Genomic DNA, 25,111 nt, shown 5'->3' with positions numbered 1-25,111 from the left:
CGCACGGGCGCGGGCTGCGGCGTCGCGGCGCCGCTGGTGCCCGGCGCCGCCGGACCGCTCGCCGGAACCGCCCCGCCCACGGCCCACATGGGCTGCTGCTCGACGGGATGCGGCTGCGGCGGGGTGTGCTCGTCGGGCTCGGGGCGTACGGCGTCGTGGCGTCCGCGACCGGCCGCCGAGGGCAGCGGGGTGCGCTCGGCTTCAGGGGTTACGGGTGCGGGTGCGGCGGGGCCGTTCGGGAGGGGGCGGTGGGCCGGGGCGCTCGTGGGGATGCCGGTGGCCGGGACGGGGCCGTTGCCCAGGGGGCGGTGGGCCTCGGCGGGGCCGGTCGCCGGGACGCGGCCGTCGGGGGCGGCCGGGAGCGGGCTCGTCGGCTGGGGCGTGCGGTCGGCCTCGGCGGGGGGCAGGGCGAACGCCGTGCGTACCGCGCCCTCGTTCTCGGGCTGGGCGGGTGCGGCGGCGAGGGCGCGTCGGGCCCGGCGGCCGCTCGGTTCCTGCTCCCCGGAGGCGGTTCCGGTGCTGGTTCCGGCGCCCGTTGCGGTGCCCGTTCCGGCGGGCAGGACACGTCGGGCGCGGCGGCCCGAGGGGGTGTCCGGGTCGGCGGCCATGCCCTGCGGCGGGACGGTCTCGCTCAGCGCGGCCGGGCGTCCGGCGCCCTGTCGGCGCTCGCTCTCGGCGGCGGTGACGACCGAGCCCTCGGCGGGCGCGGGGGCGTCCTCGGCGGGGCTGGGCCGCCCGCGCCGCCGTCCCGTACCGGAGGCGTCCTCTGCGGGCACCGGGCCGTCGCCCGTCTGCTGCGAGGGGATGTGCTCAGCGGGAGAACCAGAGGCAGCGGCAGGCGCAGCCACGGCGTCGCCACCCTGCCCCTCCTGGGCCTCGGCCTGGGCGCGGGCCCGTCGGCGGCCCGTCGGGGTCTTCTCCTCCTCGACCGGGCTCTCCAGGAACGCGTCCGTGGAGGCCCGTCGCGCGCGTCGACGGCCGCTGCCGGCGGCCGGAGCGCCCTGCTGCGCGGGAAGTTGAGCGGAGAGTTGAGCGCTCGGCTGGACGCCCTCCTGGGCACCCATCAACGCGATCTCGGTCCCCATCGCAGCAGGCTCCGGCACCGACCCGGCGCCCTCCCCCAGCGGGACCTCAAGGACGTACGCGCTGCCGCTCATGCCCGGCACCTCGACGGTCTGGAGCACGCCGTCGTGCGCGGCCACGATGCCCCGGACGATGGGCTCGTGCACCGGGTCGCCCCCGGCGTACGGCCCGCGCACCTCGATCCGTACGACCTCGCCGCGTACCGCCGCCGCGACCACGACCGTCGAGTCCATGTAGCCGCCCGCGCCGACCGGGGCGTTGCCCGTGGCGTCGACGCCCGCGACGTCCGCCACCAGGTGCGCCAGCGCGGTCGCGAGGCGCGCCGGGTCGATCTCGGCCTCGATCGGCGGCGCGTGGACGGCGAACTGGGCCCGTCCGGGGCCGATCAGCTCGATCGCGCCCTCGACGCCCGCCGTCACGACCGTCCCGACCAGCACCTTCGCCTTCTTCAGCTGCTCCGTGCCGGAGTCGAGCCGCTGGTAGGCGAGGACGTTGTCGACGAGCGTGGTCATCCGGGCGTAGCCGGCGGCCAGATGGTGCAGGACCTGGTTGGCCTCGGGCCACAGCTGGCCCGCGTCGTCGGCCGCCAGCGTGGACAGTTCGCGCCGCAGCTCGTCCAGCGGGCCGCGCAGCGAGCCGCCGAGCACGGAGAGCAGCTGCTGGTGCCGGGCGGAGAGCGCGTCGTAGCGCGAGGTCTCCCGTTCCAGGACCTCGGCGTGCCGCGAGGTCTCGCGCTCCAGGATCTCCGCGTGCTTGGCGGCCTGGTCCTCGTACGGGCGGCGGTCGGTGAAGGTCATCACCGCGCCGACCAGCAGGTCACCGTCCCGTACCGGCGCGGTCGTCAGGTCGACCGGCACGCTCGCGCCGCTCTTCGCCCACAGCACCTGACCGCGTACGCGGTGCTTGCGGCCGGACTTCAGCGTGTCGGCGAGCGGGCTCTCCTCGTACGGGAACGGCTCGCCGTCGCCGCGCGAGTGCAGCACCAGCGGGTGCAACTCCTGGCCGCCGAGGTCGCTGGCGCGGTAGCCGAGGATCTGGGCGGCGGCGGGGTTGACGAGGACGACGCGCCCGTCCGTGTCCGTGCCGACGACACCCTCGGACGCGGCCCGCAGGATCATCTCGGTCTGCCGCTGCGAACGGGCCAGTTCGGCCTCGGTGTCGACGGTGCCGGAGAGGTCGCGTACGACGATCATCAGCAGTTCGTCGCCGGAGAAGTGCCCGCTGGCGCCGCCGTACGTGGAGGTCGGCGAGGCGTACGCGTCGCGCCCGTCCTCCAGGTTGGCGCTGGTCACCTCGACGGGGAACTCGCTGCCGTCGGTGCGCCGGGCCACCATCCGGGTCGGCTTGGTGCGGCCCTGCTCGTCCTCGGACTCGGGGCGGCGCATCGAGCCGGGGATGAGCTTGGAGTCGAAGGTGGGCAGCAGGTCGAGCACGCCCCGCCCCACCAGCCCGGTGCCCGGGGACTCGAACATCTCCAGGGCGATGGTGTTGGCGTTGACGACCGTGCCGTTGCAGTTGACGAGTACGAGCCCGTCCGGAAGGGCGTCAAGTATGGCTGCGAGGCGAGCAGCGCCTCGGGATGGCCTGCTGCTCACGACGACGCTTCCTCCCTGAACCACTGCACCTTGCGGCCTGTCACTGGGAGGGAGTCTAAAGGCAGGGGATGTCCGCGCGACGGCGGATGAGGGGGAGCTCTCACCAAGGTTCTGTGACCATGGCGTATGCCGGGAGATCGAACCGACGGGTCGGACCGCTCCCACCTGCCCGCCCACCGGTCCGGCCGGGGCGGCGTGTCGCGGGTGCCGCGCGGGCGTGCTCACCGGTTCGCCGTACGCGTCGGAGTGCACCTGAGGGTACGCGTGGGGGTACCTGCGCTCACCGCGCGCGTCGGGGTGCACCTCGGGATCCGCGGCGGGGTACCCGTACTCACCGCGCGCCGGGCAGCACCGGCACGAGCGCGTCCCACCGCGCGATCTCGCATCCGTCGGTCCTGCGGTACGTGGCGTCCACGGGCCGTCCGGCCCAGCTGCCGGTGATGTGGGCGGTGGCGCGCCCGCCGTAGATCATCGTGCACTCCGTCCCGGGGGCGACGGGCGCGAACGGGTCCCGGCCCCAGGTGGTGACCCGGTCGAGCCGGTCGCACGCCTGATTGATCTGCGGATGGTTCCCGCCCGCCGGGTGACATGTCAGCTCGTACGTCCCGTCGGTCTCCCCGTTGTGCGTGACGGTGAGCGTGAGGTGGTCGGGGCTGCCGCCGTCGAGGAGGGGGAGCGTGGGCAGCGGCAGTGGTGCGGCTAAAGCGACGGCGGAGCCGGACGCGGACAAGGCGGCGGTGGTGAGGGCGGTGAGGGCGATGCGGCGCAACATGGGCGTGTGACTCCAGGGGCCGGGGGTTTCCAGGGACCGGGGGCTTTCTGGGGGCCGGGGGGGGCTTCTGCTTCCCCCTGACTAACGCGTCGCACGCCCTCGCGTTGCGCGCCCGCGTAACGCTTTGCTCTGGCGGCCGCCTGCCTAGTACCGTGGGGTGCGATTGGTGACGCGGAGCAAGGCTGTGTCATCATCTGCACGCACCACTTCGCGTACGCGAGACGGTGTGCTGGAGGCGTCGCCTAGTCCGGTCTATGGCGCCGCACTGCTAATGCGGTTTGGGTCTTAAAGCCCATCGAGGGTTCAAATCCCTCCGCCTCCGCCAGCAAGACCCGAAGCCCCGGCCCTCACGGCCGGGGCTTCGGCCGTTTCCGGGGGCGGGTGCGGACCGAGTGAGGCTCGGACGCCCGACTGTTGAGGCTGCCCCCCGTCGAGGCCGGTTACGCCCGTACGAGACCCGCAGATCCGGTGACCCCGGTCACATTTCGCCTCTTACGGGCACATCGCCGCCCGCGGCCCGCTCTTCCCGTCCTTGCTCACGCAGAGGCGTTTTCGCAGGTCAGGTGGGGTGTGGGGAATGGATTTCGCGTCACGGCGCGGTTCATGTAATGTTGTTCCCGCAACGCCGACCGGGAAGAAAAAAACCGGGAAGCAAACGCAACAAGCACTCGTAGCTTAACGGATAGAGCATCTGACTACGGATCAGAAGGTTGCAGGTTCGAATCCTGCCGAGTGCACAGCCGAAAGGCCCCCCGGAGAGATCCGGGGGGCCTTTCTCGTATGTCCGCGCTCCGGCGTTCCGTCCCGTTGTCAGTGGTCCCCGCTACCGTCGTGGACATGGCTGGGGTGTGGCGCAGTGGTGGGGTGCGATGGGGGGAGGACGGGCCTGGGCTGGTGTGGGAGCGGGGTGTCGGGGAGCGGCGGGTCAGTGCGATCGCGTACGGGGGTGAGATCGGCTTCCGGGTGGTGGGGGAGCGTACGTGTGTGGGGGCGCGGGGGAATGCGTGTCCGGGGCGCGTGCTCGTGGCGCGGGGCAGTGGGCAGGCCCGGTGCGCCGAGTGCGGGCGGCTCGATCGGGTGCATTCCGTCGCCGCCGACGGGGTGCCCGATGATCCTCGGGTCTACCGGGTCTACCTGGCCTGGTTCGGGCCCGGGCTCGTCAAGGTCGGGATCACCGCCGAGGAGCGCGGGGGTGCCCGGCTGCGGGAGCAGGGGGCGGTTGCGTTCTCGTGGCTCGGGCGGGGGCCGCTGATGGCCGCGCGGCGCTGCGAGGAGCTGCTGCGGGCCGCGTTGGGGGTGCCAGACCGGATCTCGTACGAGCAGAAGCGGGCGATACGGGCCGCTCTGCCCGGTGCCGAGGAGCGGGCCGGTGAGGTGGCGGGGGTGCACGCGCGGGCCGTCGCGCTGGCCGGGTGGCCGGAGTCGCTGGCGGCGCTGGGCTGCGACGTCGTCGACCACGCCCGGGTGTTCGGCCTGCCCGGGCTTGGGCCGGCCGACGGGGTGGTCGCGGAGCTGGTGCCCGAAGGGGTCGTCGCCGGGCGCGTCCTGGCCGCGGCCGGGCCCGATCTGCATCTCGGTACGGGGGACGGGCGTGTGGTCGTCCTGGACACGCGGCTCATGAGCGGGTGGGGGCTGGTGGGGGCCGCGCCTGGGGACGGGGGCGTGACCGTGCCCGTACGGGCGCTTCGGGGGCGGCGGCCCGACCCGCAGGACCAGCTGTTCTGAACCCGCTTCCGACCCGCTCGCCAGGCCGTCCGGGCCGCTCACCGTACCCCTTGGTCAAGAGTTGGATCCCCTTTGGATCCCTTCCGGTAAGGGGTATGGACACGTTGACCACTGACAGCTGAAGGTTGCCGCATGAGCGATCACCTTGTGGCCGGTCTTGTCGCCGGTATCGAACCGCCTTACTACACCGTCGTGTTCACCTCCCTGCGTACGGAAGGGGACCGGGGGTACGGAGAGACCGCCGAGCTCATGAACGAGCTGGTGAAGGAGATACCCGGGTATCTGGGGTACGAGTCCGCGCGTACGCCCGGCGGGCTCGGGATCACCGTGGGGTACTTCCGCGACGAGGACGCGATTGCCGCGTGGCGGTCGCGGCTGGAGCATCAGCGTGCGCAGCGGCGCGGGCGGGCCGAGTGGTACGAGAGCTACAGCCTGCATGTTGCCAAGGTTGAGCGGGCGTACCACTTCGTGCGGGACGGTGGGAGCGGCGCGGCCTCTTAGGAGCGTTGTCGGGTGCGGGCCGTCTGTGGCTGGTCGCGCCCACGCGGCGGAGCCGCACAATGTCACAGCCCCGCGCCCCTTGTAGGGCACCCGGCATCGCCCCGCCTCGTAACTTCTCAGGTAATTCACAGAAACGCCCAAGGGTGTTCTCACGGGCCGCTCACAGGGTGGGGGCATGACCACCATCTCCCCCCAGGGGCGTACCGAATTGCTCAGGGCGGACGGCGCGGCCGTCCGGGTGCTCGTCGTGGACGACGAGGCGGCGCTCAGCGAGCTGCTGTCGATGGCGCTGCGCTACGAAGGGTGGGAGGTGCGCAGCGCCGGGGACGGAGCCGGTGCGGTGCGGGCCGCCCGGGACTTCCGGCCCGACGTCGTCATCCTCGACATCATGCTGCCCGACATGGACGGCCTCGCCGTCCTCGGGCGGCTGCGGCGCGAACTCCCGGACGTGCCCGTGCTGTTCCTCACCGCCAAGGACGCGGTCGAGGACCGGATCGCGGGGCTCACGGCCGGGGGCGACGACTACGTCACCAAGCCGTTCTCGCTCGAAGAGGTCGTGGCGCGGCTGCGCGGGCTGATCCGGCGCTCCGGCACGGCGGCCGTACGGAGCGAGTCGCTGCTGGTCGTGGGCGACCTCACGCTCGACGAGGACAGCCACGACGTGACCCGGGGCGGGGTCAACATCCATCTCACCGCCACCGAGTTCGAACTGCTGCGGTTCCTGATGCGCAACCCGCGCCGTGTGCTGAGCAAGGCGCAGATCCTCGACCGGGTCTGGTCGTACGACTTCGGCGGCCAGGCCAACGTCGTGGAGCTGTACATCTCGTATCTGCGCCGGAAGATCGACGCGGGGCGCTCGCCGATGATCCACACTCGGCGGGGGGCGGGGTATCTGATCAAGCCCGGTGAGTGAACCGGTGCCCGGGCCTCCGCGCCGCGGCCCTGGCGGATCTCGGCCCGGGCAGCCGCGTCCCCGGCCCGGCCGACCGCTTCGGCGGTTTGGCCGCGGCGGGTGCGACGTTCTACGACCTGGCGTCGCCGGCGGAGTAGCCCCCACCCCGCCCCTTCCCTAAACCCTCCGGGGGATCTGTTCGGCTGCGGATCGTGCTGGGTTGCTCGCGCAGTTCCCCGCGCCCCTAAATACCCAGGGGCGCGGGGAACTGCGCGCTCAGCCCCTACCCACCCGCTCCCACCCAGTTGCCAGCGTCCAGACGGAAATCGCTTTACACCGTACAAGGAAGCCCCTTACGGTGTACGGCACGTCCCCATACGCTGTACAACTGCATGAGGAGCCCGCATGACGGCCACGGCCGCCGAGAACACGTCCGCCCCCTCGCGGCACCCGCAGCGGTGGCTGATTCTGGGTGTCATCTGCCTCGCCCAGCTCACCGTGCTGCTGGACAACACCGTCCTGAACGTCGCGATCCCCTCCCTCACCACCTCCGTGGGCGCGTCCACCGCCGACATCCAGTGGATGATCAACGCGTACTCGCTCGTCCAGTCCGGGCTCCTGCTCACCGCGGGCAGCGCGTCCGACCGGTACGGGCGCAAGAAGATGCTGGCCGCCGGGCTCGCGCTGTTCGGGATCGGGTCGCTCGCGGCCGGACTCTCGCAGAACGCCGGGCAGTTGATAGCCGCCCGGGCCGGGATGGGCGTCGGCGGCGCGCTGCTGATGACCACCACCCTCGCCGTCGTCGTGCAGATCTTCGACAACGAGGAGCGGGTCAAGGCGATCGGCCTGTGGGCCACCGTCAACTCGCTCGGCTTCGCTGCCGGACCGCTGATCGGCGGGCTCATGCTCGACCACTTCTGGTGGGGCGCGATCTTCCTGATCAACATCCCGGTCGCGGCCATCGGGCTGGTCGCCGTGCTGGTCATGGTCCCGGAGTCGAAGAACCCCCTCGGTGACCGGCCCGACCTGCTCGGCGCGCTGCTCTCCACCATCGGCATGGGCGGCGTCGTCTACGCGATCATCTCCGGCCCCGGCCACGGCTGGACGTCGACGCACGTCCTCGTCTCGGCGGCGGTCGGCCTGGTCGCGCTGGCGGCCTTCGCGCGCTGGGAGCTGTCCGTCCCGTATCCGATGCTGGACATGAACTTCTTCCGGAACCAGAAGTTCACCGGCGCGGTCGCGGGCTCGATCCTGGTCGCGTTCGGGATGGGCGGCTCGCTCTTCCTGCTCACCCAGCACCTCCAGTTCGTGCTCGGCTACAGCCCGTTGGAGGCCGGTCTGCGGACGGCGCCGCTGGCGCTCGCCGTGGTCGCGCTGAACATGGCGGGGGTCGGCGCGCGGCTGCTGCCCAAGCTCGGTACGCCCAGGACCATCGCGGTCGGCATGTCGGCCAACGCCCTGGGTCTCGCGTCCATAGCGCTGCTCGGCCGTGACCACTACGCCGGCATGCTGCTCGGCCTGGTCGTGATGGGCTCGGGCATCGCGGTCGCCATGCCCGCCATGGCCAACACCCTGATGAGCGCGATCCCGCCGGAGAAGGCGGGCGTCGGCGCGGGCGTCAACGGCACGCTCGCGGAGTTCGGCAACGGCCTGGGCGTCGCCGTCCTCGGCGCGGTCCTCAACTCACGCTTCGCCGCGCTGATCCCGTCCGTGGTGGGCGCCGCCTCCCTGCCGGCCGCGCTCGCGGCGGCGGGCAGCGACGGCGAGCGCAAGAAGATCGCGGACGCGTTCGCCGACGGCCTCCAGACCAGCCAACTGGTCGGCGCGGTGGCGGTCCTCGCGGGCGGCCTGCTCGCGGCGGCCCTCCTCGCCCGCGCCGAGCGCTCTGACAGTGACAGGGAGCAGACCCCGGCGCCGCAGGCCGCACCCGCAGCCTAGATAGCATCGGAGCGGTGATCGACGGAGGGCAGTATTCCGCCGGTCGCCGCGGCCGCTGACCGCCGTGGACCCATGGCTGATGACGGCTGTGGCGTACTGCCGCACGAACGGCGTACGACAGTCGTACGTACAGAAGTCCGACGACCAGTCCGACGACGCTCCGTCAGACGACGATCTACGAGGAGGGCACGCCATGGTGTCGGCAGCCGACCGCGCGAAGCATCCGATGCGTACCAGCGTGTGGCTGGAGGCCGGTAAGACCGGGGGCCGGGCCAAGCGGTCCGGGCAGCCCGCGGCCGCTCTCGACCGCGACCGGATCATCGCCGAGTCCGTACGGCTCCTCGACGCCGAGGGTGCGGCGAAGTTCTCCATGCGCCGCCTCGCGGGCGAGCTCGGGGTCACCGCGATGTCCCTGTACTGGTACGTGGACACCAAGGACGACCTGCTCGAACTCGCCCTGGACGCGGTCGCCGCCGAGGTGCCCGTGCCGGACGTCGAGGACGAGGGCGCCGACTGGCGCGAGCAGACCCGCGCGCTCGCCGTCGGCTACCGCGCGATGCTGGTGCGCCACCCGTGGGTGTCCCCGCTGATGGGCCGGTATCTCAACATCGGCCCGAACTTCATGGCCTTCTCGGTCGCCGCCCAGAAGATCATGGCTCGCAGCGGGCTGCCGCCGCACGGTGTGACCGGCGGGCTGTCGGCGGTGTTCCAGTTCGTGTACGGGTTCGGCACGATCGAGGGGCAGTTCGTCGCGCGCTGCGCGGAGGCCGGGGTCACCGAGGACGAGTACTTCGCCCAGGCGATGGGCACCGTACGCGAACGCCCCGAGATCCACGAGCAGTTCGCGATCGCGGAGGAGCTCATGGAGGCGCGCGGCGGCGACACGGTGGCCGAGATGCGCGAACGGGACTTCGTCTTCGCCCTTGACCTGCTGATCGCGGGCATCGAGGCGAAGCGCGAGGGATAAGCGGGACAACACGAAGGGGTCCACGGGCGGTGCGCGTGGACCCCTTCGCGGGGGAGTCGGGGCGGCAGGGCCGTCCCCTGCCCGCCACCCCTGTATCGGGTGCCTCCGCTCGGGACACCCGAGCTTTTACGAGGCCGAGGCCTTCTGCTCTTCCGCGGTCTCCGACGGGGCCTCCGCCGGGGCGGCCGCACGGGACTTCAGCGCGACCTCCTTGATGAACATCGTCACGAAGAAGGCGATGAGCGTGCAGGGCGCGGCGTACATGAAGACGTCCGCGACACCGTGTCCGTACGCGCTCTCCATGACCGTCCGCAGCGGCGCGGGCATCTTGTGGAGGTCGGGGATGCCGCCACCGCCGCCGCCCTGGGCCATCCCGGCGGCCTTGGGGCCGAGTTCGGTGAGGCCGTCCTTGACGTAGTGGGTGACTCGGTTGGCCATGACCGCGCCGAGCGCGGAGACGCCGACCGCACCGCCGAGGGACCGGAAGAAGGTCACCACGGACGACGCCGAGCCGAGGTCGGCCGGGGAGACCTGGTTCTGCGTGCACAGCACCAGGTTCTGCATCATCATGCCGATGCCGAGGCCCATCAGCGCCATGTAGATCGCGAGCTGCCAGTACGCGGTGTCGTACCGCATCGTGCCCAGCAGCGCGAGACCCGCCGTGACGAACGCGCCACCGCTGACCAGCCACGCCTTCCAGCGCCCGGTCTTGGTGATGACCTGGCCGGAGACGGTCGAGGAGATGAACAGGCCGCCGATCATCGGGATGGTCAGCACGCCCGACATCGTCGGGGACTCGCCGCGCGCCAGCTGGAAGTACTGGCTGAAGAACACCGTGCCGGAGAACATCGCCACGCCGACGAAGAGCGACGCGGCCGAGGCCAGCGTGATCGTGCGGTTGCGGAACAGCCGCAGCGGGATGATCGGTTCGGCCGCCTTCGACTCCACGTACACGAAGACCGCGCCGAGGAGCACCGAGCCGCCGACCATCGCGGCGGTCTGCCACGACAGCCAGTCGTACTTGTCGCCCGCGAAGGTGACCCACACGAGCAGCAGCGAGACCGCCGCGCTGATGAAGAACGCGCCCGCCCAGTCGACCTTGACCTCGCGCTTGACCACCGGGAGCTTCAGGGTCTTCTGGAGCACGATCAGCGCGATGACGGCGAACGGCACGCCGACGTAGAAGCACCAGCGCCAGCCGAGCCAGTCGGTGTCGGTGATGACGCCGCCGAGCAGCGGCCCGCCGACGGTCGCGACCGCGAACGTGGCACCGAGGTAACCGCTGTACCGCCCGCGCTCACGCGGCGCGATCATCGCGGCCATGATGATCTGGGCCAGCGCGGAGAGACCGCCGACGCCGACGCCCTGCACGACGCGGCAGGCGATCAGCATCCCCGCGTTGACCGAGAGGCCCGCGACGATCGAACCGCTGACGTAGATGATCAGGGCTATCTGGACCAGCAGCTTCTTGCTGAACAGGTCCGAGAGCTTGCCCCAGAGCGGCGTGGTCGCGGTCATCGCGAGCAGCGAGGCCGTGACGACCCAGGTGTACGCGGACTGGCCGCCGCCGAGGTCGCCGATGATGTGGGGCAGCGCGTTGGAGACGATCGTCGAGGACAGGATGGCGACGAACATGCCGAGCAGCAGCCCGGACAGCGCCTCCATGATCTGCCGGTGAGTCATCGGCGCGCCGCCGTCGGAGGGGTGCCCCCCGTGCGCGGCGCTGCCGTCCCGCACACCGGCCGGTGTGGTGGTGGCCATGAACTTCCTTGTCTGTTACGTGAGTTGTGCGGCGGGTGTACGGGGGTTGATGGCGGGGGCTGTCGTCCGGCAGTCGAAGCTCTCTCGCAGGCGCGCGAGCATGGCGTTCAGCTGCCCGACCTCGTCGTCGGTCCAGTCCCGCAGGGTGTGGGCGAACATGTCCGCGGTGCGGCGCCCGAGTTCGTCGAGCATGGTGTGCCCGGCGGGGGTCAGCCGCAGGATGCGGGAGCGCTTGTCCAGGGGGTCGGGGTCGCGCTCGATCCAGCCGCGGGCGGCGACGTGCGCGACATGGCGGCTGGTCACCGACATGTCGACGTCGAGCAGCTCGGCGAGCCGGCTCATCCGCATCTCGCCGTGCCGCCCGAGCAGGGTGAGCACGGCGGCGGACCCGGCCGGGCACTCGGCGGGCAGGATCCGCCCGAGCCCGCGCTTCACGGCCCCGATGGCGCTGAGCTGCCGGGCCAGTTCCTCGTAGTGGCTCTGCGCGGCCATCGGGTTCCTCCGGTCCAGGTCAGCGATGATCTCGTTGCTTAGGGCAACCATAAGCACGATAGGGGTGGTTGGTTGCTGAAGGCAAGCGAATGGCGGGGAAGGTGGGTAAAGTGCGCGCAAAGGATTTGCATACGGGAAGTCAACCCGCAGGTGGGGGCGGGTGCGGGGTCGTCGGCCGATGGCTCGCGTCCGGTGTGCGGGTGGCGTGTGCGTCCGGGGGCGGGGGTTGGGCGGAACCCCGGACTTCGCTAGGGTCCCGTGCATGGCACACAACACCCCGGGCCCCGAGGGCAACTACGACCCCGCGGGCAGCACCCAGATGTTCCGCGCCTTCGTCGACGAGGGCGCGCCGCAGGGCCGCCAGGCGGCGACCCCGGCGGCGGCGCCGGCCGGTCCCCGCGTCGGCCTCATCGCGGGCGTCATCATCGTCCTGGCCGTCCTCGCGGGCGTCGCCTGGCTGGCGCTCGGCTGACGTCCCCGGTCACCGCCAGTCGGCGGTGACCGTCCGGGTCTCCACGTGCATCCCGATGGGGACCCGCCACCAGTCCACGCACACGGTGTACGTGGGTGACGCGGTCGCCCCGGCGGCGATCGGCGCCGGCAGCGGCTGGGTCGACGTGAGCGTCGCCCAGTCGACCCCGAGCAGCCCGATGACGTGCGTCGCGAACGTGAGCGTGCCTGTCCGAACGGGCGCGCCACCGGTGTTCCTGAGCGGAACGGTCACGCGGTCGCACCAGCGGGGGGTGGTGGGGGTGCGGGTGATCGCGCCTACGTTCAGGGCGGCGGGCGCGGGGGGTTGCGGGGGTGCACCCCCGGAGCCACTGCTGTTGCCCCTGCCCCCAGTCGCCCCACCGGCCCCGCCCGCGCTGCCACCGGTGCCTCCGCCATCCTGACCGGCGCCCCCGGCCCCGCCGCTGCCACCGGTTGCCTGGTCGCTTCCGCTGCTTGGGTCGCCGCTGCCACCTCCCCCGTCGCTGTGGGCAGCGGTGCCGCTAGGGGCGGCACGGGTGGGCACAGAGACGCCCCCGTCCCGCCGGGCTGTGTCTGATGCCTGACCCGAGCCCGACGCCCCCGTGCGGGGCGTGTTGCCCGCAGTCGTCGACGGCGTACCCGCGCTCCCGTCCAGCGGAACCAGCTCCACCTTGCCGCGCGGCGGCACCGCACCCGTAACGCCAGGCGTAGGCCCAGCCGCGCCCAGCGCAACGTACGGCTTGCCACCTTCCCCGCCGCAGGCAGCCAAGGTCCCGCCCAGGCCGAACGTGGCCGCTGCCGCTATGCCGATCAACGCAGCACGTCGCATCCGGCCAGTGTTGCTGACGCACCGTCAAATGGGAACCCGGGAACGTGGTTGCGGGGGAGGCAGATGTGCTAACCCGCGCACGCGGAGTGCCGCGCGCCCACCCTCCCCCAAGCCCTTAAGGAGCAGGGGGGACCCCCAGCCCCAGCGGCACTGCTGCCCGCAGCTGGGGGGGGGAGAGGGTAAGCGGCACACCGCAGCGGCGAGGGGGTACGGGCGCCCGCAGCCCGTAGGGGCGGGCTCCCCCAGCGGCATCCCGCAGCTGGGGGAAGGGGGGGCCTAGTCCGCGATCAACCCCTCCCGCAGCTGCGCCAGCGTCCGCGTCAGCAACCGGGACACGTGCATCTGCGAGATGCCGACCTCCTCGCCGATCTGGGACTGCGTCATGTTCGCGAAGAAGCGGAGCATGATGATCTGGCGTTCGCGCGGGGGGAGTTTGGCCAGGAGGGGCTTGAGGGACTCGCGGTACTCCACGCCTTCCAGCGCCGCGTCCTCGTAGCCGAGGCGGTCCGCGAGGGAGCCCTCGCCGCCGTCGTCCTCGGGGGACGGGGAGTCGAGCGAGGAGGCGGTGTACGCGTTGCCGACCGCCAGGCCGTCGACCACGTCCTCCTCGGAGACGCCGAGCACCGCCGCCAGCTCCGGGACGGTGGGGGAGCGGTCCAGCTTCTGGGCGAGTTCGTCGCTCGCCTTCGTCAGAGCCAGGCGCAGCTCCTGGAGGCGGCGCGGCACCCGTACCGACCACGACGTGTCGCGGAAGAAGCGCTTGATCTCGCCGACCACCGTCGGCATGGCGAAGGTCGGGAACTCGACCCCGCGCTCGCAGTCGAAGCGGTCGATCGCCTTGATCAGGCCGATCGTGCCGACCTGGACGATGTCCTCCATCGGTTCGTTGCGCGAGCGGAAGCGGGCCGCCGCGTACCGCACGAGCGGCAGGTTCAGCTCGATCAGCGTGTCGCGTACGTACGTACGCTCCGGGCTGTCGCCGCCGCCCAGCGCGGCCAGCCGCAGGAACAGGGAGCGGGACAGGGTCCGGGTGTCGATGGGGTCCCGGGAGCCGGTCGAGGGGCGGACGGTCGCCTCGCGCCGGGGGGCGGCCGGCTCCGGGAAGCGGAGGACTTCCGCGGCCTCCACGGAGTCGATGGCTGCTACCGAGCTCTGGCACACATCGGGCGCGGGCGCGCTCTTCGTGAGCGTGAGCGTGAGCACCTGCACCTTCGAGCTGCCCTGTTCTGCGGACATGCCACCCCCTTGAGGTCGCGGACGGTCGCGGTGGCCACGACCATCGGAGGAACGCAGCCTCCACCTGAATACCGGAGGCGGAGCTGCGGCAAACGCGGTTCCAGCAGAATGTCACATGTCGGCAACACGCTGTAGTGACATGTCGACAAGTCAGGCGCGGATCCGTGCAGTTAGAGGGGGGTGTGCCGGTTTTCCGGCCCAGATGTTCGGCCGAAGGTGGATCACTCGATCCGGTTATGCCTCGATTCGATTTGCGGATCGAAGCCGCGCGAAGCTCCTGGCCAGCAGCCTGGACACATGCATCTGGGATACGCCCAATTCCTGGCTGATCTGGGACTGCGTCAGATTGCTGTAGTAGCGCAGCATCAGGATCCGCTGTTCGCGTTCGGGCAGTTGTACGAGAAGGTGGCGGACCAGGTCGCGGTGTTCCACGCCCGCCAGCGCCGGGTCCTCGTAACCCAGCCGGTCGAGCAGGCCCGGCAGGCCGTCGCCCTCCTGGGCCGCCTCCAGGGAGGTCGCGTGGTACGAGCGGCCCGCCTCGATGCAGGCCAGCACCTCGTCCTCGCCGATCTTCAGCCGGTCGGCGATCTCGGCGGTCGTGGGCGAGCGGCCGTGAGCGGTCGTCAGGTCCTCGGTGGCGCCGTTCACTTGGACCCACAGCTCGTGCAGCCGGCGCGGCACGTGGACCGTGCGCACGTTGTCCCGGAAGTACCGCTTGATCTCGCCCACCACCGTCGGCATCGCGAACGTCGGGAACTGCACCCCGCGCTCCGGGTCGAAGCGGTCGATCGCGTTGATGAGCCCGATGGTGCCGACCTGGACGACGTCCTCCATCGGCTCGTTGCGGGACCGGAAGCGGGCGGCCGCGTACCGCACGAGCGGCAGGTTCGCCTCGATCAGCGCCCCGCGTACCCGGTCGTGCTCCGGCGTGCCCGGCCGAAGGCCCTTCAGCTGCCCGAAGAGCACCTGGGTGAGCGCCCGGGTGTCGGCCCCCCGGCTGCTGGGGCGCAGGGGGGCCCGGTGCGCCTCGGGGGCCTCCTGGGGCTCGTTCTGGGGCGGCACTTGAGGTGCGGTACTGGCCGGCACGGTCAACGCCACCCCTTTGTGGTCCTGTGATCCGGTGACTGTCGACGCATCGTCGACTCATCCGTCAAAAGCGGTCATAGCATCACAAGACATGTCCACTGTGTGCAAGCACCGTATATCCACGTGTTGAGGGCAAGTTGGGCACAAAGGCACATGAAAAACCCCGCACCACGGGGTGCGGGGCCTTTGCGCGTACCGGCTCAGAACTCGTAGTCGGCGATCACCCACGTGGCGAACTCGCGCCACTGCGCGGCGGCCGCCTGGTGGGCCGGGTGTTCGAGGTAGCGCTTCAGCGCGGCCGCGTCCTCGACCGCCGAGTTGATGGCGAAGTCGTACGCGATGGGCCGGTCGGTGATGTTCCAGGCGCACTCCCAGAACCGCAGCTCGGGCACGAGTCCGTCCAGCTCCTGGAACGCCTTCACCCCGGCGGCCACGCGCGGCTCGTCGCGCGCGACGCCCTCGTTGAGCTTGAAGAGGACCAGATGGCGGATCATGTGTGCTCCTTGCCGTCGTACGTTCGAGTCAGCGCCCTCGAAGATCGTACGAGCAGCAGCGGCGAAGCCGGCGGACCAGCGCGCCAGGGGTCGGAACTCAGCGCACCAGCTCTGTCATGAACTTGCCTATGCCCTTCGCGGCGGACGAGATCCCCTCGAAGCCCGTCTGGACCATGCCCGCGGCCTGCACCGGCGAGGTGATGATCGTGTACAGCACGAAGACGACCGCGCTGTACAGCAGGACCTTCTTCACGTCCACGTGCGTGCACCCTCCCCGATCCCCTGTGCGATTCCCCTACATGATCGCGTGAGTCTAACCAACACCGCTCGCGTCCTCACCCCGTCTTTAAGGACCAAGGACCCCCGGTTCGGGGCCCTTCGCCGCACGTTACGGACGTGACGGGAGAGCAGGATGGTTCCAGAGCCCGAGGGATCTGGCAGGAATCCACGGGCCCGGAACAGGACCTCACTGCGGGGTCAGCGCCGCGAGCTTCCCCCTGAACGCGGCGAGGACTTGCAGGTCCTGTTCTCGCCGGGGGGAGCGGCTTTGTCCCCCCGACGCCGCTCCCCCCGTCCCGAGAAGCCAAAGCCCCGGCCGCCGTCCATGGCCGGGGCTTTTCGGCGTACCCGTACAGGAGACGCACGAAGGGCCCCGACGATGTCGGGGCCCTTCACAAGCGGTAGCGGAGGGATTTGAACCCTCGGTGACTTGCGCCACACTCGCTTTCGAGGCGAGCTCCTTCGGCCGCTCGGACACGCTACCGAGAGAGAGCTTAGCCCAAGGTGGGCCGTGGTTTGAAATCCGTATGCGGCGACCGGGGTGAGACGTGGGTCACCACCCTCGTCACCGCCCCGTCACCGGCCCCTCAGCGGTCGCGGAAGAAGGCCGTCAGCTGGCGGGCGCACTCGTCCTCCAGGACGCCCTGGATCACCTCGGGGCGGTGGTTGAGCCGCCGGTCCCGTACGAGGTCCCAGAGCGAGCCCGCGGCGCCCGCCTTCTCGTCGCGCGCCCCGTACACGACCCGCTCCACCCGGGACTGCACCAGCGCGCCCGCGCACATCACGCACGGCTCCAGGGTCACGACCAGCGTGCAGCCGGTCAGCCGCCACTCGCCGGTCTTCTCCGCCGCGCGCCGCAGCGCGACGATCTCCGCGTGGCCGGTGGGGTCGCCGGTGGCCTCGCGTTCGTTGTGGCCCGTCGCCAGCAGGGTGCCGTCCGCGGACAGCACGACGGCGCCGACCGGCACATCGCCGGCCAGCGCGGCCCGCCCGGCCTCCCCCAGGGCGGTGCGCATCGGCTCCGTCCAGGGGTCGCGTACGGGATCGTGCGCCACGGCCACTAGCGGACGGCCTCCAGGACCTCGGCCGCTCCCAGCGCGTCCGCGATCTCCACCAGCGCGTCCGAGTCAAGGGTCAGCAGCTGCCCCTCGCTCACGCCCAGGTCGGCGAGGATGGCGGTGTCGCCGAGCGGGCCCGCGGGCACCGGGTCCAGACCGTCGACGGCCTCGTCGTCGACTTCCTCCTGTTCTTCGAGGTCGCCGTCCTCCGTGCCGTCGAGGTCCAGCGCGTCCAGGTCGTCGGCGCTGTCCTCGGAGGCCGGATCGCGGCCGAGCAGTTCGTCGGTGAGGAGGATCTCCCCGTACGAGGAACGAGCGGCTGCGGCGGCGTTCGAGACGTAGATGCGCGGGTCCTCCTCGCCGTCCAAACGGACGACACCGAACCAGACATCCTCCTGCTCGATGAAGACGAGCACCGTGTCGTCGGCCCCCTCGGCCGTGGCCTCCCGGGCCAGGTCCGCGAGGTCGGACAGGGTCTCCACATCGTCGAGCTCTGTGTCGCTCGCTTCCCACCCGTCTTCGGTGCGCGCGAGCAGTGCGGCGAAGTACACCGTGACTCTCCCACTGGTCATAGGCGTGCCGGTTGGGGGTCCCCCCGGCCGTGGCTTCACTGGAATCGTTGCAGAAACAACGCCGTTGCGAGAGTTCTTCCGCGGTTGCGTTTCTCCGGTCGTTTCTCCCGGTCGTCGTGGAGCCCGGTTCTCAGGTCACCAGCGGAAGGTTCGCATGCGCATGGCCTGACGCATACGGGCCGCGCGGGCGCGGCGCGGCTGGACCCGGTCGCGCAGCGCCTTCGCCTCGTGCAGCTCGCGCAGGAAGTGGGCGCGCCGGCGGCGCCGCTCGGCGGCCGTCTCGGCGGGCTCGCCGTACGGGTCCGCGCCGCTGTCGGCGTCGGTCGCGGCCGGCTCGTCGTCCCGGCCCTGTCGGTCCTGTCGGTGGTCCTGCTGCTTGGCCATGTGGGCACCGCCCCGGGTGTGTCAGTCCCTCCCACCTTCCCCCGGGTGGGTGGTTTGATGCCAGCGCGGACGGCGCGCAGGGCCCGCTGCCCCGGTTACTGTGGGGTTATGCGTCTCCACGTCGTCGACCACCCCCTGGTCGCCCACAAGCTCACCACCCTGCGCGACAAGCGCACCGACTCGCCGACCTTCCGGCGCCTCGCCGACGAGCTGGTCACCCTGCTCGCGTACGAGGCCACGCGCGATGTGCGCACCGAGCAGGTCGACATCGAGACCCCGGTGACCCCGACGACGGGCGTGAAGCTGTCGTACCCGCGTCCGCTGGTGGTCCCGATCCTGCGCGCGGGCCTCGGCATGCTGGACGGCATGGTCCGGCTGCTGCCGACCGCCGAGGTGGGCTTCCTCGGCATGATCCGCAACGAGGAGACGCTGGAGGCGTCCACGTACGCGACGCGCATGCCGGAGGACCTCTCCGGGCGCCAGGTGTACGTCCTCGACCCGATGCTGGCCACCGGCGGCACGCTGGTCGCGGCCATCAAGGAGCTCATCAGGCGCGGCGCGGACGACGTGACCGCGGTCGTGCTCCTCGCTGCTCCCGAGGGCGTTGAGGTCATGGAGCGCGAGCTCGCGGGTACGCCGGTGACGGTGGTTACGGCTTCTGTGGACGAGCGGCTCAACGAGCACGGGTACATCGTGCCGGGCCTCGGCGACGCGGGTGACCGCATGTACGGCTCGGCGGAGTAGTACTTCGCTGGACAGCGCTGTTTTTCGGCTGCGGACCGTCTGTGGCTGGTCGCGCAGTTCCCCGCGCCCCTGTAGGGCGCTCAGCACTTCCCGGAGGACGCGGGGACAGGCTTGGCCAGCGCGGCCAGGGCGGTCGCCGCGTCCTTCTCCGGATCCAGGGCCTGGAACGTCGTACCCAGAATGAGGTCGACGTCCCCAGTGGCCCGGGTATCCGTCTTCTGCGCCGCACCCTTCAGCTGCGTACCCAGAACCGCGAACGATCCGCGCGTGGCGGCGGACGCGCCGAGCAGTATCCCGTTCCCGGTGACCTTCTTGTCGTACGGCTCCGGCGCGTTGCCGACCTTGCCGATGGCGAAGCCGCGCTTCTTCAGCTCGTCGGCCGTGTCCTTGGCGAGTCCGCCGCGCGGCGTCGCGTTGTAGACGTTGACGGTGATCTGCGCGGGCTTCGGCAGCGCGGCGGCCACGGCCGTGGCGGTCGAGGCGGACGGCTTCGGGCTCGCCGGGCAGTCGTGGCCGGAGCCTGCCGCGGAGTCCTTCTTGGCGTCGTCCGACCCGCCGAATACGTCGATGAGCTGGATCGTCCCCCAGCCGATCAGGCCGAGGACCACGACGGCGGCGACCGCCGCGAGCAGGATTCGGCCGCGTCGGCGGGGGCGGCGCATCCTCGGGTACTTGTCACCCGTGATGCGGTACTTTCCGCCCATGCCGGGGGGAGTGAGCATGCTCATGTGGGCAGCGTAGTGCCGCCCGGTGACGATGCCTACTAAATGATCAATGGATGGCGCCGTATGCGCCGGAAAGAGCCCGAAAGGGTCAGTCCATCTCCAGTACGCGCGCGTGCAGCACCTGGCGCTGTTGAAGCGCCGCGCGCACCGCGCGGTGCAGCCCGTCCTCCAGGTAGAGGTCGCCCTGCCACTTCACGACATGGGCGAAGAGGTCGCCGTAGAACGTGGAGTCCTCCGCGAGGAGGGTCTCCAGGTCGAGCTGCCCCTTCGTGGTGACGAGCTGATCGAGCCGGACCGGGCGCGGCGCGACGTCCGCCCACTGCCGGGTGCTTTCCCGGCCGTGGTCGGGGTACGGCCGCCCGCTTCCGATGCGCTTGAAGATCACACGGAAAGCCTACCGGGCAAGCGGCTCATGGCGCAGCCATGGTGCGTCAGCGCGATCCCGGGGCAAGCCCGGCGAATGCGACATAGTGCGCGCGTCAGTGTTCGGCTGCGGACCGTGCCGGGTTGCTCGCGCAGTTCCCCGCGCCCCTATCGGGACGCAGCCACAGAGCTGGGTCACGCGCCCTTTGTCTTCGCCTTCGCCTTCGCCTTCATCTCCTGTTTGTACGCCCGTACCTTCGCCAGGGTCTCCGGGCCCGTGATGTCGGCGACCGAGCGGTGGCAGTCGGACTCGCCGTAGGGGCCCGCGGCTTCGGCCCAGCCCGGGGGGCGGACGCCCAACTGCTTGCCCAACAGGGCGAGGAAGATGCGGGCCTTCTGGTCGCCGAAGCCGGGGAGGGCCTTGAGGCGGGTGAGGAGTTCCGCGCCGGTCGCGGCGTCCCGCCACACCGCCTCGGGGTCGCCGCCGTACTCCTCCACCAGGAAGCGGCACAGCTGCTGCACCCGCTGCGCCATCGACCCGGGGTAGCGATGCACCGCGGGCTTCTCCTTGAGGAGTTCCGCGAACGCCTCCGGGTCGTATGCCGCGATCGTCGCCGCGTCGAGGTCGTCCGCGCCCATCCGCGTCGCGATCGTGTACGGGCCCGCGAAGGCCCACTCCATCGGGATCTGCTGGTCGAGCAGCATGCCGACCAGCGCGGCCAGCGGACTGCGGCTCAGCAGCTCGTCCGCCTCGGGCTGCTGGGCCAGGTGCAGGGTCGTGGGCTGCTTCTCGGGTGCCATGGCATCGATCATCGGCGCGCGCACCCGCTCCCGCACGCGGACGCGCGTGTCCCCGTCCGTTTGCGGGCAGAAGCAGGGGAACGTTCCATCCGTCCCGTATCGGTTGTGGAGGTGGCCCACGTCTTGAGCGGTTCCCTGTCCGACGACCTGGACTCCGTCGACATGACAGGCGTCCTCCAGGGCCTCGCGGGGCGCTGCGCGGACGTGCTCGGCCTCGCCTCCGGCGCCGTCGTGGCCGCCGACGGCAACGACGAGCTCACGCTCGTCGCCGCCTCCGACGAACCCACCCGGCTCCTGGAGACGTTCGCCGTCGAACGCGGTCAGGGGCCGTGCGTGGACTGCCACCGCACCGGCACCGCCCGCACCGGCATCGACCTCGGCCACCCCGCGGCCGCCGCCCGCTGGCCGCACTTCACGGCCCGGGCCCGCCGCACCGGATTCGCCGTCGCCCACACCCTGCCGCTGCGACCGCCCGGCCGGGGCGCGGCGGTCGGCGCGCTGACCCTCTTCCAGCGCGACCCCGGCCCCCTCGCGCCCGACGGCGTCGCCCTCGCCCAGGCCCTGGCCGCCCTCGCGGCCGTCGCCGTCGTCCAGGGGCGCGCCCTGGAGCGCGGCCGCATCGAGCGCGACCAGCTCTCAGCCGCGCTGACCAGCCGAATCGTCATCGAACAGGCCAAGGGAATCCTCGCCGAACGCTGGCGGATGACCGTCGACGAGGCGTTCGCGGTCCTCCGCGACTACGCCCGTACGCATGGGCTACGGATCGCCGTGCTGGCGAGGGGGGTCATCGCGGGCGAGGTGGACACGACGGTGATGAGGACTGCCGGGAGGGCGCGGCGACCGTAACCCTCTCGTACGTACGTTCTCGTGAACTCACGCTTTCGTATGACCGGCGCGCCCATTCCGAATGCCTTCGGGCGCGCGGGGTAGTGCTGGGCGGACCAACTGGTGCCATCAGGAGGGGAAGCCCAGTGAGCCAGCCGTTCGTCCTGCCGGATTTCTATATGCCGTATCCGGCACGGCTCAATCCCCATCTCGAAGCGGCCCGTACGCACTCGCGCGCGTGGGCCCGCGAGATGGGCATGCTGGAGGGGTCGGGGATCTGGGAGCAGAGCGACCTCGACGCGCACGACTACGCGCTGCTGTGCTCGTACACCCACCCCGACTGCGACGCCGACGCGCTGTCGCTGGTCACCGACTGGTACGTGTGGGTGTTCTTCTTCGACGACCACTTCCTGGAGGCGTTCAAGCGCACGCTCGACCGTGACGGCGGCAGGAAGTATCTGGAGCGGCTGGCCGCGTTCATGCCGATGGACCTCGCCGACGGGTTCCCCGAGCCGGTCAACCAGGTCGAGAAGGGCCTCGCGGACCTGTGGGCGCGGACCGTGCCGAGCATGTCGTACGGCTGGCGGGAACGGTTCGCCGAGTCCACCCGCAATCTGCTGAACGAGTCGATGTGGGAGCTCGTCAACATCAACGAGGGGCGGATCGCCAACCCCGTCGAGTACATCGAGATGCGGCGCAAGGTGGGCGGCGCGCCCTGGTCGGCGGGGCTCGTCGAGTACGCGGCGGACGCCGAGATCCCGCACGCCGTCGCGGGCTCCCGGCCGTTGCGCGTCCTCACCGACGCCTTCGCGGACAGCGTCCATCTGCGCAACGACCTCTTCTCGTATCAGCGGGAGGTCGAGGACGAGGGGGAGTTGAGCAACGGGATCCTCGTCCTTGAGACCTTTCTCGGGTGTACGACGCAGGAGGCCGCCGAGACCGTCAACGATCTGCTCACCTCGCGGCTCCAGCAGTTCGAGAACACCGCGCTGACCGAACTCCCGCCGCTCTGCCTGGAGAAGGGGCTCGACCCCGAGGAGTGCGCGCGGGTCGCCGCGTACGTCAAGGGCCTCCAGGACTGGCAGTCCGGCGGCCACGAGTGGCACATGCGCTCCAGCCGGTACATGAACCAGGAGGCGCGGACGCGTACGGCGACGGCCGACGGGCTGCTCGGCACCTCCGCGCTCGGCACCTCGGCACTCGGCACCTCCGCGCTCGACATCAAGACCCTCTTCGGCCGCCCGGCGCAGGCCCGGCTGCGCAGCCACGCCCATGTGCCGATGCAGCACGTCGGGCCGTCCCTGCTGCCCGACTTCGCCATGCCGTTCCCGCTGACGATCAGCCCGCATCTGGCCGAGGCGCGCGATCTCTCCGTCGCCTGGGCGGACCGGATGGGGCTGCTCGACGACATCTGGGACGAACACAAGCTCCGTGGCTACGACTTCACGCTCTGCGCGGCCGGGCTCGACCCCGACGCCACCCTGGAGGAGCTGGAGCTCAGTGCGGAGTGGCTGACCTGGGGTACGTACGCGGACGACTACTTCCCGCTGGTGTACGGGCGTTCGCGCGATCTCGTCGGGGCGCGGCTGTGCGTCGAGCGGATGCTGGACTGCATGGACGTGGACGATCCGGCGGCCGGGGCGGCGCTCGCCGCGACCCCGATGGAGCGCGCGCTCGCGGACGTCTGGGTGCGCTCGGCCGCCCCGATGTCCCCGCGTGCGCGGGGGGAGTTGCGTCGGGGGAGCGAGGTGATGCTGAGGAGCTGGCTGTGGGAGCTCCACAACCAGGCCCAGCACCGCATCCCCGACCCGGTCGACTTCATCGAGATGCGCCGGGAGACCTTCGGCTCCGAGGCGACCTTGGCGCTGAGCCGGCTGCGGCACCTCGACGCGCTTCCGGCCGAGCTGTTCCGGACCGGGACGATGGAGGCCCTGGAGCACGCGGCCATGGACTACGGGATGCTGATCAACGACGTCTTCTCTTATCAGAAGGAGATCGAGTTCGAGGGCGAGGTGCACAATCTGGTCCTCGTCGTGGAGCGCTTCTTCGGGTGCGACTACCCGACCGCCCTCGGGATCGTCGACGACCTCATGCGCTCGCGGCTGCGCCAGTACTTCCATGTGAAGGAGCACGAACTGCCGCTGCTGGTAGAGGAGTTCGGGCTCGACCGGGACGGCGGGGCCGCGCTCGACGCGTACGTACGGGAGCTGGAGGACTGGCTCGCGGGCATCCTGAACTGGCACCGGCACAGCCGGCGCTACTCGGAGGAGGATCTACGGGGCGGCTCGCTGCCGAACGTCGTGCCGTCCGTCCTCGCCGCCTCCGGCCCGGGCACGGACGCGCTGCGGCTGGCCCACCGGATGCTGTCGCCCGCGCCGGTGGACCGTCCGGTCGCGGGGCTCGCCGGGGCGTGATCGACTTGCGGCATGGGCCATGACCACGGACCTCCCCCGAGTTCTCGGCTTCGCTCGAACAGGGAGGGACCCCCATCCTCGGCCTCGGGCACCCTCACCGGCACGTTCCGCAGCCGGCTGCTGTGGACCATCGGCATCAGCGCGTCGATCACCGTCATCCAGGTGGTCGGCGCGCTGATCTCCGGCTCGCTCGCGCTGCTGGCCGACGCCGCGCACAGCCTCACCGACGCGGTCGGCGTCTCGCTCGCGCTCGGCGCGATCACGCTCGCCCAGCGCGCCCCGACCCCGCGCCGCACCTTCGGCTTCTACCGGGTCGAGATCTTCTCGGCGGTCCTGAACGCGCTGCTGCTCGTCGGGATCTTCGTGTGGGTGCTGTGGTCGGCGATCGGTCGGTTCGCGGAGCCGGTCGAGGTCAAGGGCGGGCTGATGTTCGCGGTCGCGGTGGGCGGGCTCGCGGCGAACATGGTCGGGCTGTGGCTGCTGCGGGACGCCAAGGACCAGAGCCTCAATCTGCGCGGCGCGTATCTGGAAGTACTCGGCGACGCGCTCGGCTCGGTCGCGGTGATCGTCGGCGGTCTGGTCATCCTGCTGACCGGCTGGCAGGCGGCCGACCCGATCGCCTCCATCGTGATCGGGCTGCTGATCGTGCCGCGGGCGTACGGGTTGCTGCGGGATTCCGTGCGGGTGCTGCTGGAGGCGACGCCGGAGGATGTGGACCTCGCGGTGGTCCGCGCGCATTTGCTGGAGGAGCGGGGTGTGGTCGACGTTCACGATCTGCATGGCTGGACCGTGACGTCCGGGATGCCTGTGCTCACCGTGCACGTGGTGGTCAAGGAGGCGGCGCTTGTTGACGGGTACGGGGAGTTGTTGCGGCGGTTGCAGCGGTGCGTGGGGGAGCACTTCGATGTTGCCCACTCGACCATTCAGCTGGAGCCCGAGGGGCATGCGGAGGCCGCCGGTGCCCTGCATGGGTGAGCGTTTGTCTGCGGGCCGGTGGGGGCTTGTCGCGCAGTTCCCGGCGCCCCTGTAGGTACAGGGGGCAGCATCGGCTCGGGTACCAACCGGGGGCGCGGTTCGTGCTTGTCACATCCCGGGGCGGCGCGT

General features: G+C 71.2%; 25 protein-coding genes and 3 tRNA genes. 12 read left to right on the top strand and 16 right to left on the bottom strand.

The features are described from left to right. Both BG418_RS18460 and BG418_RS18455 read right to left on the bottom strand, forming a co-directional pair. On the bottom strand, nt 1-2,678 hold a 2,678-nt coding region (locus tag BG418_RS18460), incomplete at its 3' end, for a PAS domain-containing protein (RefSeq protein WP_188275002.1). Between the two features lie 331 nt (nt 2,679-3,009). Beyond that, a complete protein-coding gene (locus tag BG418_RS18455; RefSeq protein WP_188275001.1) occupies nt 3,010-3,450 on the bottom strand; it encodes an SSI family serine proteinase inhibitor in 441 nt (146 codons plus the stop codon). 231 nt (nt 3,451-3,681) lie between these two features. Here BG418_RS18455 and BG418_RS18450 point away from each other — a divergent pair. From BG418_RS18450 to BG418_RS18420, 7 genes are all read left to right on the top strand, one after another. Further along, nucleotides 3,682-3,775 (top strand) — tRNA-Ser (locus BG418_RS18450). Nucleotides 3,776-4,114: 339 nt separating this feature from the next. Beyond that, a tRNA-Arg gene (locus BG418_RS18445) sits at nt 4,115-4,187 on the top strand. A gap of 43 nt (nt 4,188-4,230) precedes the next feature. After that, a complete protein-coding gene (locus BG418_RS18440) occupies nt 4,231-5,175 on the top strand; it encodes a DUF2797 domain-containing protein (RefSeq protein ID WP_317453688.1) in 945 nt (314 codons plus the stop codon). A 132-nt stretch (nt 5,176-5,307) separates the two neighbouring features. Next, nucleotides 5,308-5,676, top strand: coding sequence for an antibiotic biosynthesis monooxygenase (locus BG418_RS18435; protein ID WP_188274999.1), 369 nt, complete (start codon nt 5,308-5,310; stop codon nt 5,674-5,676). Between the two features lie 175 nt (nt 5,677-5,851). Beyond that, nucleotides 5,852-6,589, top strand: a complete 738-nt coding sequence (locus tag BG418_RS18430; RefSeq protein ID WP_188274998.1) for a response regulator transcription factor — start codon at nt 5,852-5,854, stop codon at nt 6,587-6,589. Between the two features lie 384 nt (nt 6,590-6,973). Further along, nucleotides 6,974-8,506, top strand: coding sequence for an MFS transporter (locus BG418_RS18425; protein WP_188274997.1), 1,533 nt, complete (start codon nt 6,974-6,976; stop codon nt 8,504-8,506). Between the two features lie 193 nt (nt 8,507-8,699). After that, nucleotides 8,700-9,473 (top strand): TetR/AcrR family transcriptional regulator, encoded by a 774-nt coding sequence (locus tag BG418_RS18420; RefSeq protein ID WP_188275014.1) that lies wholly within the window; start codon nt 8,700-8,702, stop codon nt 9,471-9,473. Nucleotides 9,474-9,599: 126 nt separating this feature from the next. On the opposite strand, the gene BG418_RS18415 is transcribed toward BG418_RS18420, so the two are convergent. Then, entirely contained in the window at nt 9,600-11,234 is a 1,635-nt protein-coding gene (locus BG418_RS18415) for an MDR family MFS transporter (RefSeq protein ID WP_188274996.1), read from the bottom strand. 15 nt (nt 11,235-11,249) lie between these two features. After that, the gene (locus BG418_RS18410) at nt 11,250-11,726 is read right to left on the bottom strand and encodes a MarR family winged helix-turn-helix transcriptional regulator (RefSeq protein ID WP_188275013.1); all 477 of its coding nucleotides are present in this window, start codon (nt 11,724-11,726) and stop codon (nt 11,250-11,252) included. A gap of 262 nt (nt 11,727-11,988) precedes the next feature. Between BG418_RS18410 and BG418_RS18405 the strand changes: the two genes are divergently transcribed. Beyond that, the gene (locus BG418_RS18405) at nt 11,989-12,198 is read left to right on the top strand and encodes a hypothetical protein (RefSeq protein WP_188274995.1); all 210 of its coding nucleotides are present in this window, start codon (nt 11,989-11,991) and stop codon (nt 12,196-12,198) included. 9 nt (nt 12,199-12,207) lie between these two features. On the opposite strand, the gene BG418_RS39965 is transcribed toward BG418_RS18405, so the two are convergent. From BG418_RS39965 to BG418_RS18360, 9 genes are all read right to left on the bottom strand, one after another. After that, complete coding sequence (locus BG418_RS39965) at nt 12,208-12,450, bottom strand: hypothetical protein (protein WP_223185061.1); 243 nt, start codon at nt 12,448-12,450, stop codon at nt 12,208-12,210. A gap of 852 nt (nt 12,451-13,302) precedes the next feature. After that, on the bottom strand, nt 13,303-14,262 hold the full coding sequence (locus tag BG418_RS18395; RefSeq protein ID WP_188274993.1) for an RNA polymerase sigma factor SigF: 960 nt from the start codon (nt 14,260-14,262) through the stop codon (nt 13,303-13,305). Nucleotides 14,263-14,496: 234 nt separating this feature from the next. After that, nucleotides 14,497-15,348 carry an RNA polymerase sigma factor SigF gene (locus BG418_RS18390; RefSeq protein WP_188274992.1) on the bottom strand — a complete coding sequence of 284 codons (852 nt, stop codon included), beginning with the start codon at nt 15,346-15,348 and terminating at the stop codon, nt 14,497-14,499. Between the two features lie 200 nt (nt 15,349-15,548). Then, entirely contained in the window at nt 15,549-15,842 is a 294-nt protein-coding gene (locus BG418_RS18385; protein ID WP_188274991.1) for a Dabb family protein, read from the bottom strand. A 97-nt stretch (nt 15,843-15,939) separates the two neighbouring features. Beyond that, nucleotides 15,940-16,101 carry a hypothetical protein gene (locus BG418_RS18380; protein ID WP_188274990.1) on the bottom strand — a complete coding sequence of 54 codons (162 nt, stop codon included), beginning with the start codon at nt 16,099-16,101 and terminating at the stop codon, nt 15,940-15,942. Between the two features lie 419 nt (nt 16,102-16,520). Continuing rightward, nucleotides 16,521-16,605: transfer RNA gene (locus tag BG418_RS18375), tRNA-Ser, on the bottom strand. Between the two features lie 103 nt (nt 16,606-16,708). Then, entirely contained in the window at nt 16,709-17,137 is a 429-nt protein-coding gene (gene tadA, locus BG418_RS18370) for a tRNA adenosine(34) deaminase TadA (RefSeq protein ID WP_188275011.1), read from the bottom strand. A 44-nt stretch (nt 17,138-17,181) separates the two neighbouring features. Next, nucleotides 17,182-17,751, bottom strand: a complete 570-nt coding sequence (locus BG418_RS18365; RefSeq protein WP_223185031.1) for a hypothetical protein — start codon at nt 17,749-17,751, stop codon at nt 17,182-17,184. 135 nt (nt 17,752-17,886) lie between these two features. Then, entirely contained in the window at nt 17,887-18,135 is a 249-nt protein-coding gene (locus BG418_RS18360; protein ID WP_188274989.1) for a hypothetical protein, read from the bottom strand. Between the two features lie 108 nt (nt 18,136-18,243). Between BG418_RS18360 and upp the strand changes: the two genes are divergently transcribed. Further along, nucleotides 18,244-18,879 (top strand): uracil phosphoribosyltransferase, encoded by a 636-nt coding sequence (gene upp, locus BG418_RS18355; protein WP_188274988.1) that lies wholly within the window; start codon nt 18,244-18,246, stop codon nt 18,877-18,879. Nucleotides 18,880-18,959: 80 nt separating this feature from the next. Here the strand turns inward: upp and BG418_RS18350 are convergent, their stop codons facing one another. The 3 genes from BG418_RS18350 to BG418_RS18340 all read right to left on the bottom strand — a co-directional run bounded on the left by BG418_RS18350 (nt 18,960) and on the right by BG418_RS18340 (nt 20,768). After that, nucleotides 18,960-19,607 carry a LytR C-terminal domain-containing protein gene (locus BG418_RS18350; protein ID WP_188274987.1) on the bottom strand — a complete coding sequence of 216 codons (648 nt, stop codon included), beginning with the start codon at nt 19,605-19,607 and terminating at the stop codon, nt 18,960-18,962. A gap of 85 nt (nt 19,608-19,692) precedes the next feature. Then, nucleotides 19,693-19,989 (bottom strand): type II toxin-antitoxin system VapB family antitoxin, encoded by a 297-nt coding sequence (locus BG418_RS18345; protein WP_053725882.1) that lies wholly within the window; start codon nt 19,987-19,989, stop codon nt 19,693-19,695. Between the two features lie 173 nt (nt 19,990-20,162). Beyond that, complete coding sequence (locus BG418_RS18340) at nt 20,163-20,768, bottom strand: HhH-GPD-type base excision DNA repair protein (protein ID WP_188274986.1); 606 nt, start codon at nt 20,766-20,768, stop codon at nt 20,163-20,165. Nucleotides 20,769-20,891: 123 nt separating this feature from the next. On the opposite strand from BG418_RS18340, the gene BG418_RS18335 reads away from it, so the two are divergent. The 3 genes from BG418_RS18335 (at nt 20,892) to BG418_RS18325 (ending at nt 24,982) form a co-directional block, all read left to right on the top strand. Further along, nucleotides 20,892-21,614: an ANTAR domain-containing protein gene (locus tag BG418_RS18335; RefSeq protein ID WP_223185030.1), complete on the top strand. Its 723-nt coding sequence runs from the start codon at nt 20,892-20,894 to the stop codon at nt 21,612-21,614. A 125-nt stretch (nt 21,615-21,739) separates the two neighbouring features. Further along, nucleotides 21,740-24,007, top strand: coding sequence for a terpene synthase family protein (locus BG418_RS18330; protein WP_188274985.1), 2,268 nt, complete (start codon nt 21,740-21,742; stop codon nt 24,005-24,007). Between the two features lie 12 nt (nt 24,008-24,019). After that, nucleotides 24,020-24,982 (top strand): cation diffusion facilitator family transporter, encoded by a 963-nt coding sequence (locus tag BG418_RS18325; RefSeq protein WP_188274984.1) that lies wholly within the window; start codon nt 24,020-24,022, stop codon nt 24,980-24,982. The last annotated feature ends 129 nt before the right edge of the window (nt 24,983-25,111 follow it).

It is taken from the genome of Streptomyces sp. CBMA152 (assembly GCF_014596475.1).
Classification (GTDB): Bacteria; Actinomycetota; Actinomycetes; order Streptomycetales; family Streptomycetaceae; genus Streptomyces.
Note: the sequence above shows the minus strand (reverse complement) of the source record. Positions and strands in the feature narration are given on the sequence as shown.

Bases quoted from the DNA above. Each gene is read 5' to 3' on its own strand.
- BG418_RS18455 (WP_188275001.1), bottom strand. From the start codon at position 3,450: ATGTTGCGCCGCATCGCCCTCACCGCCCTCACCACCGCCGCCTTGTCC.
- BG418_RS18440 (WP_317453688.1), top strand. From the start codon at position 4,231: ATGTCCGCGCTCCGGCGTTCCGTCCCGTTGTCAGTGGTCCCCGCTACC.
- BG418_RS18435 (WP_188274999.1), top strand. From the start codon at position 5,308: ATGAGCGATCACCTTGTGGCCGGTCTTGTCGCCGGTATCGAACCGCCT.
- BG418_RS18430 (WP_188274998.1), top strand. From the start codon at position 5,852: ATGACCACCATCTCCCCCCAGGGGCGTACCGAATTGCTCAGGGCGGAC.
- BG418_RS18425 (WP_188274997.1), top strand. From the start codon at position 6,974: ATGACGGCCACGGCCGCCGAGAACACGTCCGCCCCCTCGCGGCACCCG.
- BG418_RS18420 (WP_188275014.1), top strand. From the start codon at position 8,700: ATGGTGTCGGCAGCCGACCGCGCGAAGCATCCGATGCGTACCAGCGTG.
- BG418_RS18415 (WP_188274996.1), bottom strand. From the start codon at position 11,234: ATGGCCACCACCACACCGGCCGGTGTGCGGGACGGCAGCGCCGCGCAC.
- BG418_RS18410 (WP_188275013.1), bottom strand. From the start codon at position 11,726: ATGGCCGCGCAGAGCCACTACGAGGAACTGGCCCGGCAGCTCAGCGCC.
- BG418_RS18405 (WP_188274995.1), top strand. From the start codon at position 11,989: ATGGCACACAACACCCCGGGCCCCGAGGGCAACTACGACCCCGCGGGC.
- BG418_RS18395 (WP_188274993.1), bottom strand. From the start codon at position 14,262: ATGTCCGCAGAACAGGGCAGCTCGAAGGTGCAGGTGCTCACGCTCACG.
- BG418_RS18385 (WP_188274991.1), bottom strand. From the start codon at position 15,842: ATGATCCGCCATCTGGTCCTCTTCAAGCTCAACGAGGGCGTCGCGCGC.
- tadA (WP_188275011.1), bottom strand. From the start codon at position 17,137: ATGCGCACCGCCCTGGGGGAGGCCGGGCGGGCCGCGCTGGCCGGCGAT.
- BG418_RS18365 (WP_223185031.1), bottom strand. From the start codon at position 17,751: ATGACCAGTGGGAGAGTCACGGTGTACTTCGCCGCACTGCTCGCGCGC.
- BG418_RS18360 (WP_188274989.1), bottom strand. From the start codon at position 18,135: ATGGCCAAGCAGCAGGACCACCGACAGGACCGACAGGGCCGGGACGAC.
- upp (WP_188274988.1), top strand. From the start codon at position 18,244: ATGCGTCTCCACGTCGTCGACCACCCCCTGGTCGCCCACAAGCTCACC.
- BG418_RS18350 (WP_188274987.1), bottom strand. From the start codon at position 19,607: ATGAGCATGCTCACTCCCCCCGGCATGGGCGGAAAGTACCGCATCACG.
- BG418_RS18340 (WP_188274986.1), bottom strand. From the start codon at position 20,768: ATGGCACCCGAGAAGCAGCCCACGACCCTGCACCTGGCCCAGCAGCCC.
- BG418_RS18325 (WP_188274984.1), top strand. From the start codon at position 24,020: ATGGGCCATGACCACGGACCTCCCCCGAGTTCTCGGCTTCGCTCGAAC.